Below are 15,574 nucleotides of genomic sequence, written 5' to 3' on the forward strand. Positions count from 1 at the left end.
AGAATGAGGGCGGATCAGGCGCTCAGCCACCCTTGACCGCGCCGGCCGTCAGCCCCGCGACGATCTGCCGTTGCGCGAACATGGTCAGCACCAGCACCGGCAGCGTCACCACGAGCGCTGCGGCGGCGAGCGGCCCCCAGCTCACCTGCTCGTAGGACAGCATGTTGTAGACCGCGACCGGCAGTGTCCGCGTCTCGCGGCTGGCGAGCACGACGCCGAAGACGAAGTTGTTCCACGAGAAGATGATCGACAGGATGAAGGCGACGACGATGCCGGGCTTGGCGATCGGCAGCGCGACCAGGCGAAACACCTGCCACGAACTGGCGCCGTCGATGTTGGCGGCCTCCTCCAATTCCATCGGCGTCGTCTCGAAATAGCCGATCATCACCCAGACCACGATCGGCACCGTCACCACCAGATGGATGATGATCTGCGGCCAGAGCGTGCCGAGGATGCCCAGCCACTGAAACAGGAGGAACAGCGGGATGAGATAGGAAAGCCCGGGCGTCATGCGGGCGATCATGATGACGATCGCCGAGCGTTCCGCCTTGAGCCTGGCGATGCCATAGCCGGCCGGCACTCCGATCAGCAGCGCCAGCAGCGTCGCCGTGCCGGTCACCAGCACCGAGTTCCACAGATAGAGCAGGAAATTGTTCTCCTCGAACACCTTTGCGTAGTTCGACCAGGCGAAGCGCTCCGGGATCAGGATCGGCGGATAGGCGCCGTTGTCGATCTCGAACTTCAGCGACAGCGAGATCATCCAGAGGAAGAACAGGATCGCCGGCGAGACCAGCACCAGCGCCGCGAAGAACAGGCCTATCTTGTTGAGCAGCCGCGAGCTCACCTATTTGCCCTCCGTGTCGACCCATTGCGAGCGCTGGCGCAGCATCAGGAGGATGAAGGACAGGGCCACGATGACGATGAAGAACACCACCGCCATGGCCGAGCCGTAGCCCATGTCGTAATAGGAGAAGGCGGTGTTGTAGAGATAGATGTTGATTGTTTCCGATGCCGTGCCCGGCCCACCTTGGGTCATCGCGTAGATGATATCGAAGCTCTTGAGCGCATCGATCGTGCGGATGATGACCGCGATCATCAGAAACGGCGCGATCATCGGCAAGGTGAGGTAGCGGAACTGCTGCCAGGCATTGGCGCCGTCGATCTCGGCGCTTTCGAACGGCTCGCGCGGCACGGATGCCAGCCCACCCAGCACGATCAGCATCACCAGCGGCGTCCACTGCCAGGTCTCCACCGCGACCAGCGAAGGAATGACGGTGTTGGCGTTGAAGATCCACTCCTGCGCCGGAATGCCGACCAGCGACAGGAGATAGTTGAGCACGCCGAGCTGCGGATGGAACATCATGGTCCAGACCAATGCCACGGCGACGGGTGTGGCCATCATCGGCATCACGAAGACGCCGCGCAGCAGGCCGCGCAAGGCAAACCTGGCGTCGAAAATGAGCGCGGCGACGGTACCGAAAAACATCGGCGCGACCACCGACAGGAAAGTATAGATCAAGGTATGCCAGAGCGATTCCCAAAACCGCGGATCGCTCGCCAGGCGCATATAATTTTCCATCCCGGCAAAGCTTCGCGATTGGCCGAGCGTCCAGCTGTTGACGCTCATCCACAACGTGAAGGCCCAGGGAAAGACGATCACGGCGCCGACGACGACGAGCGCAGGAATGACGAAAGGCCAGTAGTTTGGAGCCAGCCGGATCGGCTGGCTCTCTTCGACGGCTTGTGTCGTTACCCCTGCGCGTTCCGGGGCGATGGCGGACATCAGCCTTGCTCGCTCCTGTCGAGAACCGGCTGGAACTGCTCGGTGGCCTTCTTCAGTTCGTCGGCGGGATCGGCGCCGGCAATCATGTTGGTCAGCGCCACGCCATAGATGTCGCGGAACTCGGTGACCGGGATGATGACCGGCAGCGCCAGCCGGCTGATATTGCCTGAGCCGACCACGGCATCCAGCCAGCTCGGCGGCATGGTGACGCCTTCGCGCACCTTGGGGTCTTCCAGCACCGACTTGCGGAACGGCACGCCGGCGCCGGCCTGCAGCAGGCGCGCGCCCATGGCGGGTGACACGGCCCACTGGCAGAACAGATAGGCCGCTTCCTTCTTCGCGCTGGCGGACGTCACGCCGATGCCGTCGCCGAAAGTACCCGCGGCATGCGCCTTGGGACCCTTCGGCATGACGCCATAGCCGACCTTGCCGACGACGCGCGATTTTTCCGGATTTTCCATCGGCGGCGCGAAGCCCACGCCATCGAACCACATGCCGATCTTGCCCTGCAGGAAGGCGGATTGCGCCTCGGCCCAGTTGAAGCCGGTGACGCCGGGAGGCGCGGCCTTGGTCATCAGCCGCTGATAGAGGGCGGCAGCCTCGATCGCCTCCGGCGAGGTGGTGCGCAGCTTGCCGTCGCTGCCGAGCGGCGTCATGTCGTAGCCGAGCATCAGCGACGTCCACACCGGCGTGTTGGCGTTCTTGAGACCGCGTGCGACGAAACCGAAGGTGTTGCTTGAGGGATCCGTCAGCGCTTCGGCGGCAGCCACCAGCTGCTCGAAGCTCTCGGGATATTTTATACCTTTGGCGTCGAACAGCTCCTTGTTCCAGTAGAGGATCCAGTAGTCGACCGAGAATGGCAGCGAGCGCAGCACGCCCTGGCCGTCCTTGGCGAACTGGATGCCCGCCTCGGCGAAGTCGCTTTCGGTCAGGCCTGGATCGGTGAGGCCCGGATCGGCAACGAAGCCGGAAATGTCGGCCAGCCAGCCGCCCTTCTCGAACTGGCGCTTCTGCACATGGTAGCTCAGATGCACGACGTCGAAGCTCGGCTTGCCAGAGCTGAGTTCGATCACCGTCTTCTGGCGCTGCTGCTGTTCGGGTGTCGCCTCGGCATTGACCTTGATGCCGGTCAGCTCCTCGAACTCCGCGAGATTCTTCAGGATGGTGTCGCTGCGCGGGCTCTTGACCAGGTTGACGTCGAGCGTTGTGCCGGCAAAGCGCTTCCAGTCGACGCCCGCGGCGAAGCTCGGACGAAGACCGACGAGGCCGGTGGTGGCGAGAGCCGCGGTTCCCTGGAGCAGCTGCCTTCTGGTTGGACTGAATGGATTGGACGACATTTCTTCCTCCCGGTTGTCGTTGTCGATTACGCCACGACGATTGCGGCGCGGTTTTGCTTCCTCAAATCTGCAGCGCCAGCCGGCGCGCATTGTCGATGTGCTGGCTGATCGCCTCGACCGCCATCTGCGGATCGCGTTTCTCCAGGGCCTCGATCACCGCAAGATGCTCGCGCATGACCGGCACGACGCGACCGTCGATGCGGAACCGCTCCTGATGGATGAGCCGGATCTTCACCGAATTGACCAGATAGGCCTTGGCGATGATCTCGTTGCCCAGCGCGCTGATGAAGGTGTCATGCATGGCCCAGTCGATGTTCTGGGCCTTGGCTTCCATTTCGGGGGTCGGGGTCTGCGCCAGCGCCTGGGCGAGCATCTCCTCGTGCTCGCGCCGGAGACCCGCAATCTCGGCGTCGGACGCGTTGACGGCAAACAGCGCGACCGCCTCGCGCTCCATGAACAGTCGGAACTGGAAAGCCTCGCGGATCAGGCTGATGTCGATATGCGCGATCTGCATGCCGCGTTGCGGTATGGTGGTCAGCAGCCCCTCGGCCTCGAGCCGCGGCACGATCTCGCGGATGGCTCCAAGCGGCAGGCCAGTGAAGGCGACCAGCTCGCGCTGCGAAACGAACTGGCCGGGCCTGAGGTCGCGGGCCAGCAGATGCCGCGTGAAGCTGGCATAGGCCCTCTCCCTGAGGGTTGCCGGTTCGCTCGTGTCGTCCATGCCGATCAGCGCCCTCCCCGGTTCAGGCTGCCTGTGTCGCAAACAGCCTGTCGTAAGCGGCGCCAAGCTGCTGCCGTTCCTGCAAGACTACCGGCACGAGCGGCGGCCGAACCGTCAGCCAGCGTTCGTCGCCGGTTTGGCGCGCCACCATGGCCTTCACCGCCGGGATGACCGGATGCCGGAGCAGTTCGAGGACGAAGCTTTCCACGCGGGAGTCGTCGCGTCCGCTCTCGATCATGGCGCGCAGTTCGCCGGCGGCGAAATTGGCCATGCCGGAAATCGCGCCCTGGCCGCCGATCCGCACCGCCGGCGCCAGATGCCGTTCGTCGCCGATGAGGATGATCAGGTCGCCATGCGCCTTGAGCAGCGCTTCGCTGTAGCCCCAGTCTCCACCGGAATCCTTGACCCCGGCGACCACGCCCGGATAGGCCTTGCGAAGCCGGCCGATCAGGTCGAGCGACAGCTGCACCGTCGTGACCGAGGGGATGTTGTAGAGCAGCATGCCGCGGGCCAGCGGACCGAGCGCGCCGAACACGGCGCCGAACCAGCCGAACAACCCGTCGTCACCGACATTCTTGAAATAGCTCGGCGGCGCCAGAAGGATGTTGCGGGCGCCGCGCTGCAACGCCTGGCGGCATTGTTCGGCGGCGTCCTCCGCCGCATCGACCAGCACGCCGGCAATGAGTTGGTCGGCGGGTATGCCCGCTGCAAGCATGGCATCGATGACCGCCTGCCGCTCCGCCGTACCGACGGAAGCGCCTTCGCCGGTGGTGCCGAACAGCGTCACGCTGCTGCAGCCGGCATCAAGACAGGCCCTAGCATGCTCGGTCATCAGCAGAACGGCGATCCGCCCGGCTGCATCAAAGGGCGTTGTGAGCGCAACCGACAGACCAAAGCGCGAACCCACCTGCAATTCTCCATTCATCAATCTGGAAACAGGCGTAGCACACTGACATGTCAGCTGTAAACATAGCTCTCGATCACGCTTGGCTGCGGCTGGAAACAATTCACAATGCCTGTAGAGCCAGTCCCGCCAGCGCGGATGCCGCGAGCGTCGGCAGCATGCCGGCCTTCAGCCTGAGCATGGCGACCATCGCCGCCGCCGACAGCAGCGCCGCGCGCCAGTCGAGCGAGGAAACGACCGGAACCTCGACGCCCCAGCCGACGCTCTCGACTTTGCCGAAGACGACATGCAGCGCGAACCACAGCGCAAGGTTCATCACCACGCCGACGACCGCTGCCGTGATAGCACCGAGCGCCGCCGACAACGCCTTGTTCTGCCGCAGCTGCTCGATGTAAGGCGCGCCGAGGAATATCCAGAAGAAGCAGGGCGCAAAGGTAGCCCAGAGCGTCAGCGCCGCCCCCAGCGACCCTGCAAGCAGAGGGCTGGGCGTACCCGCATGGCGATAGGCGGCGGCGAAGCCGACGAATTGCAGCACCAGGATCAGCGGTCCCGGCGTCGTCTCGGCAAGTCCGAGCCCGTCGACCATTTCCCCGGGCGAAAGCCAGCCGAACGAGGTCACAGCGGCTTGCGCGACATAGGCAAGAACCGCATAGGCGCCGCCGAAGGTGACGACCGCCATCAGGCTGAAGAAGCCGCCGATCTGCGCCCATACGCTCCCCGGCCCTGCCAGCACGGCGATCAGCGCCACCGGTCCGAGCCAGATCGGCAGCCAGATGGCGATGGTCCGGGCTGCGTGCCATTTGGTCGGCACGGTGTGGCCGAGCTCGCCGCGCTCGAACATCAGGTCGACCACGCCGCCTCTGTCGGCGGCGGCGTTGCCCTTGCCATGCGCCGAACCCGAAAACAGCCTGGGTGCAAAGCGATTGCCGACCCAGCCAATGAGTCCCGCCGCAAGCACGATCAGTGGAAACGGCAGCTTGAGGACATAGATGGCAAGAAAGGCCGCCACCGCGATGGCCACCATGACCCGGTTCTTCAGCGCCCGCTTGCCGATGCGGATCACCGCTTCGACGACGACCGCCAGCACCGCCGCCTTGATGCCGAAGAACAGCGCCTCGATGACCGGCGCGTCGTTATAGAGCATGTAGAAACTGCTCAGGGCAAGCATGACCAGTGCGCCCGGGAGCACGAACAATGTCCCGGCGACGAGGCCGCCGGCCGTCCGGTGCAGCAGCCAGCCGATATAGACGGCAAGCTGCTGCGCCTCGGGACCCGGAAGAAGCATGCAGTAGTTCAGAGCATGCAGGAACCGCTCCTCGCCGATCCAGCGGCGCTCCTCGACCAGTTCCTTGTGCATCAGGGCGATCTGCCCGGCCGGCCCGCCGAAAGAGAGCAGGCCGATCTTGGCCCACAGCCGCGTCGCATCACTGAAGGTCGGCACAGCCGGGACATCGGCCGGCTGCGCGACGCTGTCCTTGGCAAGCACTGTCATTGTTGCTTACCCCCCGCCGGCCAGTTATGCGTCTCGTCCGTGGCGTCGCGGCACCAGCGGAAGAAAGCGTCATAGAGCAGCATGCCGGCTTCGAGCTGTTCCAGGTCGTCGCGGAACATGCGCGACAGGCCGAGCGACGCGGCGAGGAACCCGGCAGCCTGCGGCACCAGGTCGAGACGCGCTGTATCCGCGCCGCGCACGATCAGCGCCAGACGATCGAGCGCCTCGGTGCGCAGGCCGAACTCCTCGATCATCGTGTCGAAGGTGCAATGATCGCCGCGATGGCTCCAGAACACGCCTTCGATGTCGAAGGGCACCGCGGCGAAGCGGTCCGCGACCAAGGGCACCTCGGCCGGGTCGACGAACAGGAACACGGCGCCAGGATCGACAAATCGTCGGATCAGCCAGGGGCAGGCGATGCGATCGACCTTCGGCCGGGAACGTGTGACCCATACGGTGCGACCCTTCCCGTCGCGGGGCGGAATGGCGTCGGCCGCGACTAACGGCGCCTTGGCGGCGGCCCAGGCCGCGAAACCGCCTTCCAACGATTCCGCCGGAATGCCCTCGTGGCGCAGCCACGCGGCAACGCCTTGCGAGAGCTTCTCTCCGCGCTGGCAGATGACCACGATCTTGGATCCGGAGAAGTCGGCCCCCCAGGTCGAGACGGTTCTGAAGTCGCGCCGGTAAGAAGCCGGCAGCAGCCGCGGATCGGCTTGAAAGTCGTCGTCGATGCGTACGTCGACGAGACGAGGTGCATCCGGCAAGCCGACCAGTCGGGCAAGCTGCGGCACTGTGATCTGAGTTGTTGACGGCATGGCGTCCACCTCCTGAACGAAGAGAGTTTGGACGCGATCGTTGGGCTGACGCCTCACGGGGTCGTCGCGGGGAACCCCTTAGCCAGGATGCTGGAACGCTCCCCTGCGATTGTCAAGAATTCTTGTCGAGGGAGGCGCGGCCCCGCACCTTCTTTGGAGGCTGCACTTACTGCGCCGTCCAACCGCCATCCATCGGCAGGGTTGTGCCGGTCATCTGCTTGGCCGCATCCGAGCACAGGAACAGCGCCAGTGCCGCCAATTCCTCAACGCTGACGAAGTCTTTGGTCGGCTGCGCGGCAAGCAGCACATCGTGCTTGACCTGTTCCTCGGTCATGCCGCGCGCCTTCATCGTGTCGGGGATCTGCTTCTCGACCAGCGGCGTCCAGACATATCCGGGCGCGATCGCATTGACGGTGATGCCATCCTGCGCGACTTCCAGCGCCACCGTCTTGGTCAGGCCGGCAATGCCGTGCTTGGCCGAGACATAGGCCGACTTGAACGGCGAGGCGACCAGCGCATGCGCCGAGGCCGTGTTGATGATGCGGCCCCATTTGCGGCTCTTCATGCCCGGCAGCACCGCCTTGATGGCATAGAAGGCGGCAAGCAGGTTGATGCGGATGATTGCTTCCCACTTGTCGTCGGGGAACTCGTCGATCGGCGCGACATGCTGGATGCCGGCATTGTTGACCAGGATGTCGAGGCTGCCGAACGCCTCCTCGGCCTCGCGGATCATGGCGGTGACCGCCCCGCCGTCCATCATGTTGGCGCCGGAATAGCGGCACTTGACGCCGAAATCCCTCTCGATGCCGGCGCGCTCCCTTTCGATCGCCGCGGCATCGCCCAGGCCGTTGATGGTGATGTTGGCGCCCTCGGCGGCAAAGGCGCGGGCGATTGCAAGGCCGATGCCGCTGGTCGAGCCAGTGACGAGCGCATTCTTGGAAGACAGGGAACCCATGGCAGATCTCGCACGTGGAGGGAGGGACTGTTGACCACATAGTTTGTGCGCCGCAACATAACAATGCCATGCCCGTATTTCGGTGCGATTACAATGTTGTGATGCAGTTCGAGCGACAGGAAGCTGGCGGTCCTAGGGCGTACATGGCACTGTCATGGTGCCGTGCAACATAATCCCCTGTGCGTGTCGCGTGTGTCATTCCTGAAGGGTGAACAGCTTGGAAATCGCCGAAGTCGTGAAGCGCGCCTATGCGATGCCGCTTACCAACCCTTCCTTTCCGCCAGGCCCCTACCGTTTCTTCGACCGCGAATACATCATCATCACCTACCGCACGACGCGCGAGGCGCTGGAAGCCGTCGTGCCGAAGCCGCTCGAGATCGATGAGCCGCTGGTCAAGTATGAGTTCATCCGCATGCCGGATTCGACCGGCTTCGGCGACTATACCGAGACCGGTCAGGTGATTCCTGTGCGCTTCGGCGGACAACATGGCGGCTATGTCCATTCCATGTATCTCGACGACGACGCGCCGATCGCCGGCGGCCGCGAGCTCTGGGGATTCCCGAAGAAGCTGGCCAGCCCCAAGATCGTGCATGAGGGCGAAGTGGTGGTCGGCACCCTCCACTATGGCAGCGTGCTCTGCGCCACCGGCACCATGGGCTACAAGCACCGCGAGGCCGACCACGACCAGGTGCTCGCCTCGCTCGCCGCGCCAAACTTTCTGGTCAAGATCATCCCGCATGTCGACGGCAGCCCGCGCATCTGCGAGCTGGTCCGTTACTACCTCACCGACGTGACGCTGAAGGAAGCCTGGACGGCGCCGGCCGCGCTCGACCTTCGGCCGCATGTCATGGCCGACGTCGCCAAGCTGCCGGTGCTGGAGGTGGTCTCGGCCGTCCACTTCACCGCCGATCTGACGCTCGGACTGGGCGAGGTCGTTCACGACTATCTTGCCGGCCAGTCCGCGACCAGCGCAATCCAGCCGGAGATGGCTCGTGCTTGAACGCACCCCAAAAACGGCGGCAGCCGCCACCATCGAGGAAATAACGGCGCAATACGACCGCATCGCCCTGGTGTTCCAGGGGGGCGGCGCGCTGGGCGCTTATCAGGCCGGTGTCTATCAGGCGCTGTCCGACGCCGGCTGCGAGCCGACCTGGCTGTCCGGCGTCTCGATCGGCGCGATCAACGCATCGATCATCGCCGGCAACGAGCCGAGCCGGCGCCTGCAGCGGCTGGAGCAGTTCTGGCAGACGGTCTCGGGCCGCAAGATCTGGGCCTATACGCCCGAAGGCGACATCTATCGCGACATCCGCAACCGCACTTCTTCGTGGATGACGATGACTATGGGCCAGCCCGGCTTCTTCAAGCCACGCCATCCCAATCCCTGGTTCCAGCTGCCGGGGGCGGAAGGCGCTACCAGCTTCTACGACACCGCCGAGCTGAAGGACACGCTGGAAAGCCTGATCGACTTCGACATTCTGAACGACGGCAAAAAGCGGCTGAGTGTCGGCGCCGTCAATGTCAGGACCGGCAACTTCGTCTATTTCGACACCGACAAGGTGCGCATCGGACCGGAGCACATCATGGCGAGCGGCGCGCTGCCGCCGGCCTTCCCCTCGATCCGCATCGAGGGCGAGTACTACTGGGACGGCGGCATCGTCTCCAACACGCCGCTGCAATATCTGCTCGACCAAGAAGAGGACCGCACCTCGCTGGTCTTCCAGGTCGATCTGTTCAGCGCTCGCGGCGTGCTGCCGCGCGGCATGGCCGACGTGCTGTCGCGTCACAAGGACATCATGTATTCCAGCCGCACGCGCCAGAACACCGACAATTTCCAGCGCATCCATGCGCTGAAGATGAAGCTGCTCGATGCACTGAAGCGCGTTCCGCCGGAATTTCTGATAGAGGGCGAGAAGGAATTGATTGCCGACTATTCCGACGCCGGCGTGGTCAACATCGTCCACCTGATCTACCAGCACAAAGGCTACGAAGGCCACGCCAAGGACTATGAGTTCTCGGGGACCTCGATGCGCGAGCACTGGGAGATGGGCCTCGAGGACACCGAACGGACGCTGCGCCACAAGCAGTGGCTGATGCTGCCGACCAATGTCGAAGGCGTCGCCATCCACGACCTGCATCGCGAAGACCCGACCTGATACCTTTCACTCGGCAACTATGACCCGCCGTCGGAAAAGTCCGGCGGGTCTTTTTGCCTGCCGGTGAGCGCTCGCGCCATGCACTGGATACAAATGAAGACGGCGGCGCGAACGGCGCCGTCTTTGTCTCAGCGTCTTTGCCGCCCCTGATGTGAGGCCTGCGACCTATCCGGCTATCTTGAGCAGCGAGGAAACCAGGAGCTTGTGCTCCTGCTGCGACAGCACGTCTGAATCGAAAAGATTCATGCTGCGTAGCCCCTCGATGGCGAGGAAACAAACCAGCAGCGAGCCGAGGTCGTCCGTTTCCCCCTTCAGCCTTTCGAACAGCTGCCGTTTGAACGCTTTGATCGGCGTCAGGAATTCCGGATCCTCGGCGATCGCGGAGAACATCCAGGAGGCCGAAGGTTTCGGCTTCTCGCAATCATCGGCCGAGAGCCGTATGTAGGCCGCGAGCGCGCTTTCATCGCTTGCCTCGGCCGTGCGTTCTTCGAGCGCCTGCTCGAAAGCACTGAGGTAATTCTCGACCAGCCCCTGCATCAGCTTGGCCTTGGTCGGGAAATTGTAGAGCAGACCGCCCTTCGACACGCCGGCCCGATTGGCGATGGCGTCGAGCGACAGGCTTCCCGGGCCCGCCTCGCGCGCCACGTCGGCTGCCGCTGCAAGTATCCTGTCGCGCGAGTTTGCCCTGCGAGCTTTCATCACGCCTTCCCTTACATTAGGCCTTGTGGAATTGACAAGACCGTCCAGACGGTACAGTAAGGCGCCCGCAATTTGAAATCGGGATTTATCGTCGATATGTGTCCCGGCAATTGACGTTGCCGGTTGCCGGCTCGAGGGGAACTATCCGTGAAGCGCTTCTTCATCATCACCGGAATTCTGCTGCTGCTCGCCGTGGTGTGCGCCGGCATCGTCGGCTTCAACCTGTTTCGCGACAATGCGATCAAGCAGTTTTTCGCCACCATGAAACCGCCGGCGGCGACAGTGTCGACCATCGTGGCGAAGCCTTCGAACTGGACGCCCGGCGTCGAGGCGATCGGCACCGTCAACGCCGTGCGCGGCGTCGACCTGACCGTCGAGACGGCCGGCATCGTCAAGGACATCCTCTTCCACGCCAACCAGAAGGTTGCGGCCGACGCTGTGCTTCTGCAGCTCGACGATGCCGTCGAGAAGGCCGATCTGGTGGCACAGAAGGCTCAGGCAGCATCCGACCAGGCGGCGCTGACCCGCGCGCTGGAATTGCAGCGGCGTGGCGTCGGCACCGACGCTACGCTTGATGCCGCGCGCGCGGCGGCGACCGCATCGGCCGCGCAAGTGAACAAGCTGCAAGCCGTGCTCGACCAAAAGCAACTCGCAGCTCCCTTCACCGGGACGGTCGGCATTCCGAAGATCGACATTGGCCAGTATCTGGCGCCCGGCAACTCAGTCGTCACGATCCAGGATCTGGACACGATGCGGGTCGACTTCACCGTGCCCGAACAGCAGCTGCCGCTGCTGAAGATCGGCCAGACGGTGCGGATCGGCAGCAACGCTGCCGACATGTCCTTTGCCGGCTCCATCCGCGGCATCGATCCCAAGATCGACCCGGCAAGCCGGCTGGTGTCGATCCGCGGCGAGGTCGCCAACCCGGAGGGCAAGCTGACCCCGGGCCAGTTCGTGCAGATCCGCGTCGAGTTGCCGGAGGAAAGCAACGTCATCTCGGTGCCGCAGACGGCGGTGACCTCGAGCCTGTACGGCGACTATGTCTTCGTGGTGGTGCCGCCCAAGCCCGCTGAGGCCGGCGCTGCCGCGCCAGCAAAACCGGAAGACCAGAAGGCCGGCGCGGAGAAGCCTGCCGGCGATGCAGCCAAGCCGCAAGCCGATGCCTCGAAACCGGCCTCCGATACGGCAAACGCCGCCGACAGCGCGGCGAAGCCGGCTGAGAACGCTCAAAAGCCAGCCGAAGCCGGGCAGCAGCCGGCGCTCGTTCTATCGCAGGTCTTCGTCAAGCTCGGCCGCCGCAACAACGGCATGGTCGAGATCGTCGAAGGCCTGAAGGCCGGCGACCAGGTCGTGACCGCCGGTCAGAACCGGCTCTTCAACGGCATGTCCGTTGCGGTCGACAACACCGTTGATCCCAGCAAATCGGCAAACAAGCAGGTTCAGCAATGAGCTTTTCCGATATCTTCATTCGCCGCCCCGTCCTCTCGACGGTGCTGGCCTGCATGATCCTGCTCCTGGGTTTCCAGGCCATTTTCAACCTGTCGATCCGCCAGTATCCGAAGGTTGACGAGACGGCGATCACCATCACCACGGCCTATCCCGGAGCCAGCGCCGACCTGATTCAGGGCTTCATCTCCGCGCCGATCGCGCGCGCCGTCGCCTCGACGGAAAACATCGACTACGTCACCTCGTCGAGCCGCCCGTCTTCGAGCACGGTGACCGTCCAGATGAAGCTCGGCTCCAATCCCGATGTTGCGTTGACCGAGGTGCTGTCCAAGGTTCAGGGCGTGCGCGGCACCTTGCCGGATGCCGCCAAGGATCCGGTGATCGTCAAGGGCACCGGCCAGCAGTTCGCGATGATGTATATTTCGATGCAGAATCCGAACATGACGAAGGAGCAGCTGACCGAATACATCGAGCGCGTCGTGCGGCCGCGCATCTCGACGGTGGAAGGCGTCGCCGACGTCCAGATCTTCGGCGCCGAGGAATATTCGATGCGGGTCTGGATCGACCCGGTCAGGCTCGCAGCCCGCGGCGCCACGGCCGCCGACGTGCTGACTGCGATCAACAATTCCAATTTCCTGTCCGCGCCCGGCAACACACAGAACGAGTATGTGGTTTCCTCGATCGCGGTTCACTCGACCCTGCAGACGCCGGAAGCCTTCGCGCAGCTCCCCATCCGCTCGACCGACGGCCAGGTGGTGCGGCTGCGCGATGTGGCTCGGGTCGAGCTTGGCGCCGCCAGCACCGACACGAGGGTGAGCTTCAATGGCAAGCCGGGCACCTTCCTGGCCATCTTCCCGACGCCTGCCGCCAATCCGCTGACGACTGCCGAGGCGATCCACAAGATCGTGCCGGTAATCCAGGGTACCTTGCCGAAGGGCATGACGATCGAGATCGTCTACGATTCCACCGAGCAGATCAGCGCCTCGATCGAGGAGGTGTTTAAGACCATCGGCGAGGCTGTCGCCATCGTCATTCTCGTCATCCTGCTCTTCCTCGGATCCTTCCGCTCGGTGATGATGCCGATCGTGACCATTCCTCTGTCGCTGATCGGCGTCTGTTTCATTCTGTTTGCGGTAGGCTATTCGATCAACCTTCTGTCGCTGCTTGCCATGGTGCTGGCGATCGGCCTTGTCGTCGACGACGCCATTGTCGTGGTGGAGAACATCCACCGCCATATGGAGGAAGACGGCATGTCGCCGATGCAGGCGGCCTTCAACGGCATGCGCGAGATCTTCTCGGCAATCGTCGCCATGACCATCACGCTGGCCGCCGTGTTTGCGCCGCTTGCCTTCACCGGCGGTCTGACCGGCGCGCTGTTTCGCGAGTTCGCGGTCACGTTGGCCGGCTCCGTGGTGCTGTCCGGCCTGATTGCGGTGACCATCACGCCGATGATGTCGGCTCGCCTCTTGAAGGCCGGCGCGCACGGCCGCTTCCAGCGCATCGTCGACGGCACCTTCAGCCGTGTCGAGCGCGTCTACGAGCGGGCCGTGACCGCTTCGCTCAGAAACAGGCCGGTTACCTTTATCATCGTCGTCGCGCTGGTCGCGCTCACCGGCTTCATGTTCACCAAGACCTCGACCGAACTGGCGCCGGAAGAAGACCAGGGCTTCCTGCTTTCCATCGTAACCGCCCCGCGCTACGCGACCTCGGACTACACCGAGACCTACGTCAACCAGATCCTCGGACTTGTTAAGGACATTCCGGAAACGCGGGCGCAGTTCTCGGCGGTCGCCTTCGGCGGCGCCACCAACGGCGCCTTTGTCGGCTTTGCCTTCAAGGACTGGGCCGAACGGCAGCGCAGCTCGAAGGAAATCCAGGCCGACATCACCGGTCGCTTGGCCAAGGTCGCCGGCGTCGAGGCTTTCGTCTTCGCGCCGCCGACGCTGCCCGGCTCGGGCGGCGGCCTGCCGATCTCGATGGTGGTTCGCTCGACCGGCGATCCCTCGGAAGTCTTCGACCAGGCCGAGAAGATCAAGAACAAGGCGCAGGCTTCCGGCCGCTTCATCGTCGTGCAGAACTCGATGTCCTATGACGCCCCGCAGGTGACCGTCACCATCGACCGCGAGCGCGCGGCGGCGCTGAACCTGCCCATCGCCGATATCGGCAACACGCTGACGCTGCTGGTCGGCGGCGCCGAAGTGGCGCAGTTCGATCGCGACTCCAACAGCTATGACATCATCCCGCAGGTGCCGCAGGAGTTCCGCGACAATCCGGCGAAGCTCGGCGAGTATTTCGTGCGCAGCGTCGACGGCAAGATGGTGCCGCTGTCGGCGGTGGTGCATATCTCGACCAACGCCTCGCCGGCAGCGATCGAGCAGTTCAATCAGCTGAACTCGGCCACGATCTCCGCCCTGCCCTTGCCCGGCGTCACCACCGGCGACGGATTGAAAGTGCTGGAGGATCTCGCCAGGGAAACGCTGCCCGACACCTTCTTCATCGACTATTCCGGCCAGTCGCGGCAGGAAAAGGAGCAGGGCAATACCATCCTGATCGCCTTCGCGGCCGCCGTGATCGTGATCTACTTGGTTCTGGCCGCTCAGTTCGAGAGCTTCCGCGATCCGCTGATCATCATGATGGCGGTGCCGCTTTCGATCTTCGGTGCCATCGTGCCGCTCAATATCGGCCTCGGAACGCTCAACATCTACACGCAGGTCGGACTGATCACCCTGATCGGCCTCATCACCAAGCACGGCATCCTTTTGGTGGAATTCGCCAACCAGCAGCGCGAAATCCATGGCATGCGGCGCCGCGATGCCATCATCGCCTCGGCCAAGGTGCGCCTGCGGCCGATCCTGATGACGACGGCCGCGATGGCGCTCGGCGTCGTGCCGCTGATCATCTCCAGCGGCGCCGGCGCCGCGGCGCGCTACTCGATGGGCCTCGTCATCTTCACCGGCATTCTGGTCGGCACGATGTTCACGCTGTTCGTCGTGCCGATGTTCTACACCTTCATCGCCAGCAAGGACCTGCCGCATCTCGCCGAGAAGCCCGATCCGAAGCTGATGCCGGCGCTGCCCACCTGAAGCAATCCAGGACTGCTCCAAAAACAAAAAGAGGCCGGAAAATCCCGGCCTCTTTTTTAGGCGGTCGCCCCACGGCTTCGGCGCCAGAGCAATTCCAAGAAAAGTGTGGAACGGTTGCTCGGCGACTTCGCCGTGGCCTTCCGTCCGGAATTGCGTCGAACCTGGCTTGAAGGCGGCAATCCGCCC

13 protein-coding genes are annotated in these 15,574 nt (G+C 63.8%); 4 read left to right on the forward strand and 9 right to left on the reverse strand.

Annotated elements, in window-relative coordinates; all coding sequences use genetic code 11:
* Positions 1-22: 22 nt before the first annotated feature.
* The 8 genes from CK224_RS16355 to CK224_RS16390 all read right to left on the reverse strand — a co-directional run bounded on the left by CK224_RS16355 (position 23) and on the right by CK224_RS16390 (position 8,007).
* On the reverse strand, positions 23-844 hold the full coding sequence (locus CK224_RS16355; protein WP_082953638.1) for a carbohydrate ABC transporter permease: 822 nt from the start codon (positions 842-844) through the stop codon (positions 23-25).
* The gene (locus CK224_RS16360; protein WP_066990391.1) at positions 845-1,783 is read right to left on the reverse strand and encodes a sugar ABC transporter permease; all 939 of its coding nucleotides are present in this window, start codon (positions 1,781-1,783) and stop codon (positions 845-847) included.
* On the reverse strand, positions 1,783-3,120 hold the full coding sequence (locus CK224_RS16365) for a sugar ABC transporter substrate-binding protein (RefSeq protein WP_095782783.1): 1,338 nt from the start codon (positions 3,118-3,120) through the stop codon (positions 1,783-1,785). The genes CK224_RS16360 and CK224_RS16365 overlap by 1 nt, the downstream gene beginning before the upstream one ends.
* A gap of 61 nt (positions 3,121-3,181) precedes the next feature.
* On the reverse strand, positions 3,182-3,841 hold the full coding sequence (locus tag CK224_RS16370; protein ID WP_095782463.1) for a GntR family transcriptional regulator: 660 nt from the start codon (positions 3,839-3,841) through the stop codon (positions 3,182-3,184).
* Between the two features lie 22 nt (positions 3,842-3,863).
* A complete protein-coding gene (locus tag CK224_RS16375) occupies positions 3,864-4,748 on the reverse strand; it encodes a dihydrodipicolinate synthase family protein (RefSeq protein WP_095782464.1) in 885 nt (294 codons plus the stop codon).
* A 100-nt stretch (positions 4,749-4,848) separates the two neighbouring features.
* A complete protein-coding gene (chrA, locus tag CK224_RS16380; RefSeq protein WP_095782465.1) occupies positions 4,849-6,237 on the reverse strand; it encodes a chromate efflux transporter in 1,389 nt (462 codons plus the stop codon).
* On the reverse strand, positions 6,234-7,052 hold the full coding sequence (locus CK224_RS16385) for a sulfurtransferase/chromate resistance protein (protein ID WP_095782466.1): 819 nt from the start codon (positions 7,050-7,052) through the stop codon (positions 6,234-6,236). Before CK224_RS16385 ends, chrA begins: the two co-directional genes overlap by 4 nt.
* 166 nt (positions 7,053-7,218) lie before the next feature.
* Positions 7,219-8,007 carry a 3-hydroxybutyrate dehydrogenase gene (locus tag CK224_RS16390; RefSeq protein ID WP_095782467.1) on the reverse strand — a complete coding sequence of 263 codons (789 nt, stop codon included), beginning with the start codon at positions 8,005-8,007 and terminating at the stop codon, positions 7,219-7,221.
* Positions 8,008-8,224: 217 nt separating this feature from the next.
* Between CK224_RS16390 and CK224_RS16395 the strand changes: the two genes are divergently transcribed.
* Positions 8,225-9,007 (forward strand): acetoacetate decarboxylase, encoded by a 783-nt coding sequence (locus CK224_RS16395; protein WP_095782468.1) that lies wholly within the window; start codon positions 8,225-8,227, stop codon positions 9,005-9,007.
* A complete protein-coding gene (locus tag CK224_RS16400) occupies positions 9,000-10,160 on the forward strand; it encodes a patatin-like phospholipase family protein (RefSeq protein WP_095779313.1) in 1,161 nt (386 codons plus the stop codon). The genes CK224_RS16395 and CK224_RS16400 overlap by 8 nt, the downstream gene beginning before the upstream one ends.
* A 165-nt stretch (positions 10,161-10,325) precedes the next feature.
* Here CK224_RS16400 and CK224_RS16405 read toward each other — a convergent pair whose 3' ends face one another.
* Positions 10,326-10,859: a TetR/AcrR family transcriptional regulator gene (locus CK224_RS16405; protein WP_095782469.1), complete on the reverse strand. Its 534-nt coding sequence runs from the start codon at positions 10,857-10,859 to the stop codon at positions 10,326-10,328.
* Positions 10,860-11,006: 147 nt separating this feature from the next.
* Here CK224_RS16405 and CK224_RS16410 point away from each other — a divergent pair, with 147 nt between their 5' ends.
* Both CK224_RS16410 and CK224_RS16415 read left to right on the forward strand, forming a co-directional pair.
* On the forward strand, positions 11,007-12,308 hold the full coding sequence (locus tag CK224_RS16410) for an efflux RND transporter periplasmic adaptor subunit (protein WP_082980316.1): 1,302 nt from the start codon (positions 11,007-11,009) through the stop codon (positions 12,306-12,308).
* Positions 12,305-15,388 (forward strand): efflux RND transporter permease subunit, encoded by a 3,084-nt coding sequence (locus CK224_RS16415; RefSeq protein WP_095782470.1) that lies wholly within the window; start codon positions 12,305-12,307, stop codon positions 15,386-15,388. Before CK224_RS16410 ends, CK224_RS16415 begins: the two co-directional genes overlap by 4 nt.
* The last annotated feature ends 186 nt before the right edge of the window (positions 15,389-15,574 follow it).

It is taken from the genome of Mesorhizobium sp. WSM3862, from assembly GCF_002294985.1.
In the GTDB taxonomy this organism is placed as follows: domain Bacteria; phylum Pseudomonadota; class Alphaproteobacteria; order Rhizobiales; family Rhizobiaceae; genus Mesorhizobium.

What these genes read in the sequence shown, in the direction of transcription:
- CK224_RS16360 (WP_066990391.1), bottom strand. Translation starts at nt 1,783, where the DNA reads ATGTCCGCCATCGCCCCGGAACGCGCAGGGGTAACGACACAAGCCGTC.
- CK224_RS16405 (WP_095782469.1), bottom strand. Translation starts at nt 10,859, where the DNA reads ATGAAAGCTCGCAGGGCAAACTCGCGCGACAGGATACTTGCAGCGGCA.
- chrA (WP_095782465.1), bottom strand. Translation starts at nt 6,237, where the DNA reads ATGACAGTGCTTGCCAAGGACAGCGTCGCGCAGCCGGCCGATGTCCCG.
- CK224_RS16390 (WP_095782467.1), bottom strand. Translation starts at nt 8,007, where the DNA reads ATGGGTTCCCTGTCTTCCAAGAATGCGCTCGTCACTGGCTCGACCAGC.
- CK224_RS16385 (WP_095782466.1), bottom strand. Translation starts at nt 7,052, where the DNA reads ATGCCGTCAACAACTCAGATCACAGTGCCGCAGCTTGCCCGACTGGTC.
- CK224_RS16415 (WP_095782470.1), top strand. Translation starts at nt 12,305, where the DNA reads ATGAGCTTTTCCGATATCTTCATTCGCCGCCCCGTCCTCTCGACGGTG.
- CK224_RS16370 (WP_095782463.1), bottom strand. Translation starts at nt 3,841, where the DNA reads ATGGACGACACGAGCGAACCGGCAACCCTCAGGGAGAGGGCCTATGCC.
- CK224_RS16365 (WP_095782783.1), bottom strand. Translation starts at nt 3,120, where the DNA reads ATGTCGTCCAATCCATTCAGTCCAACCAGAAGGCAGCTGCTCCAGGGA.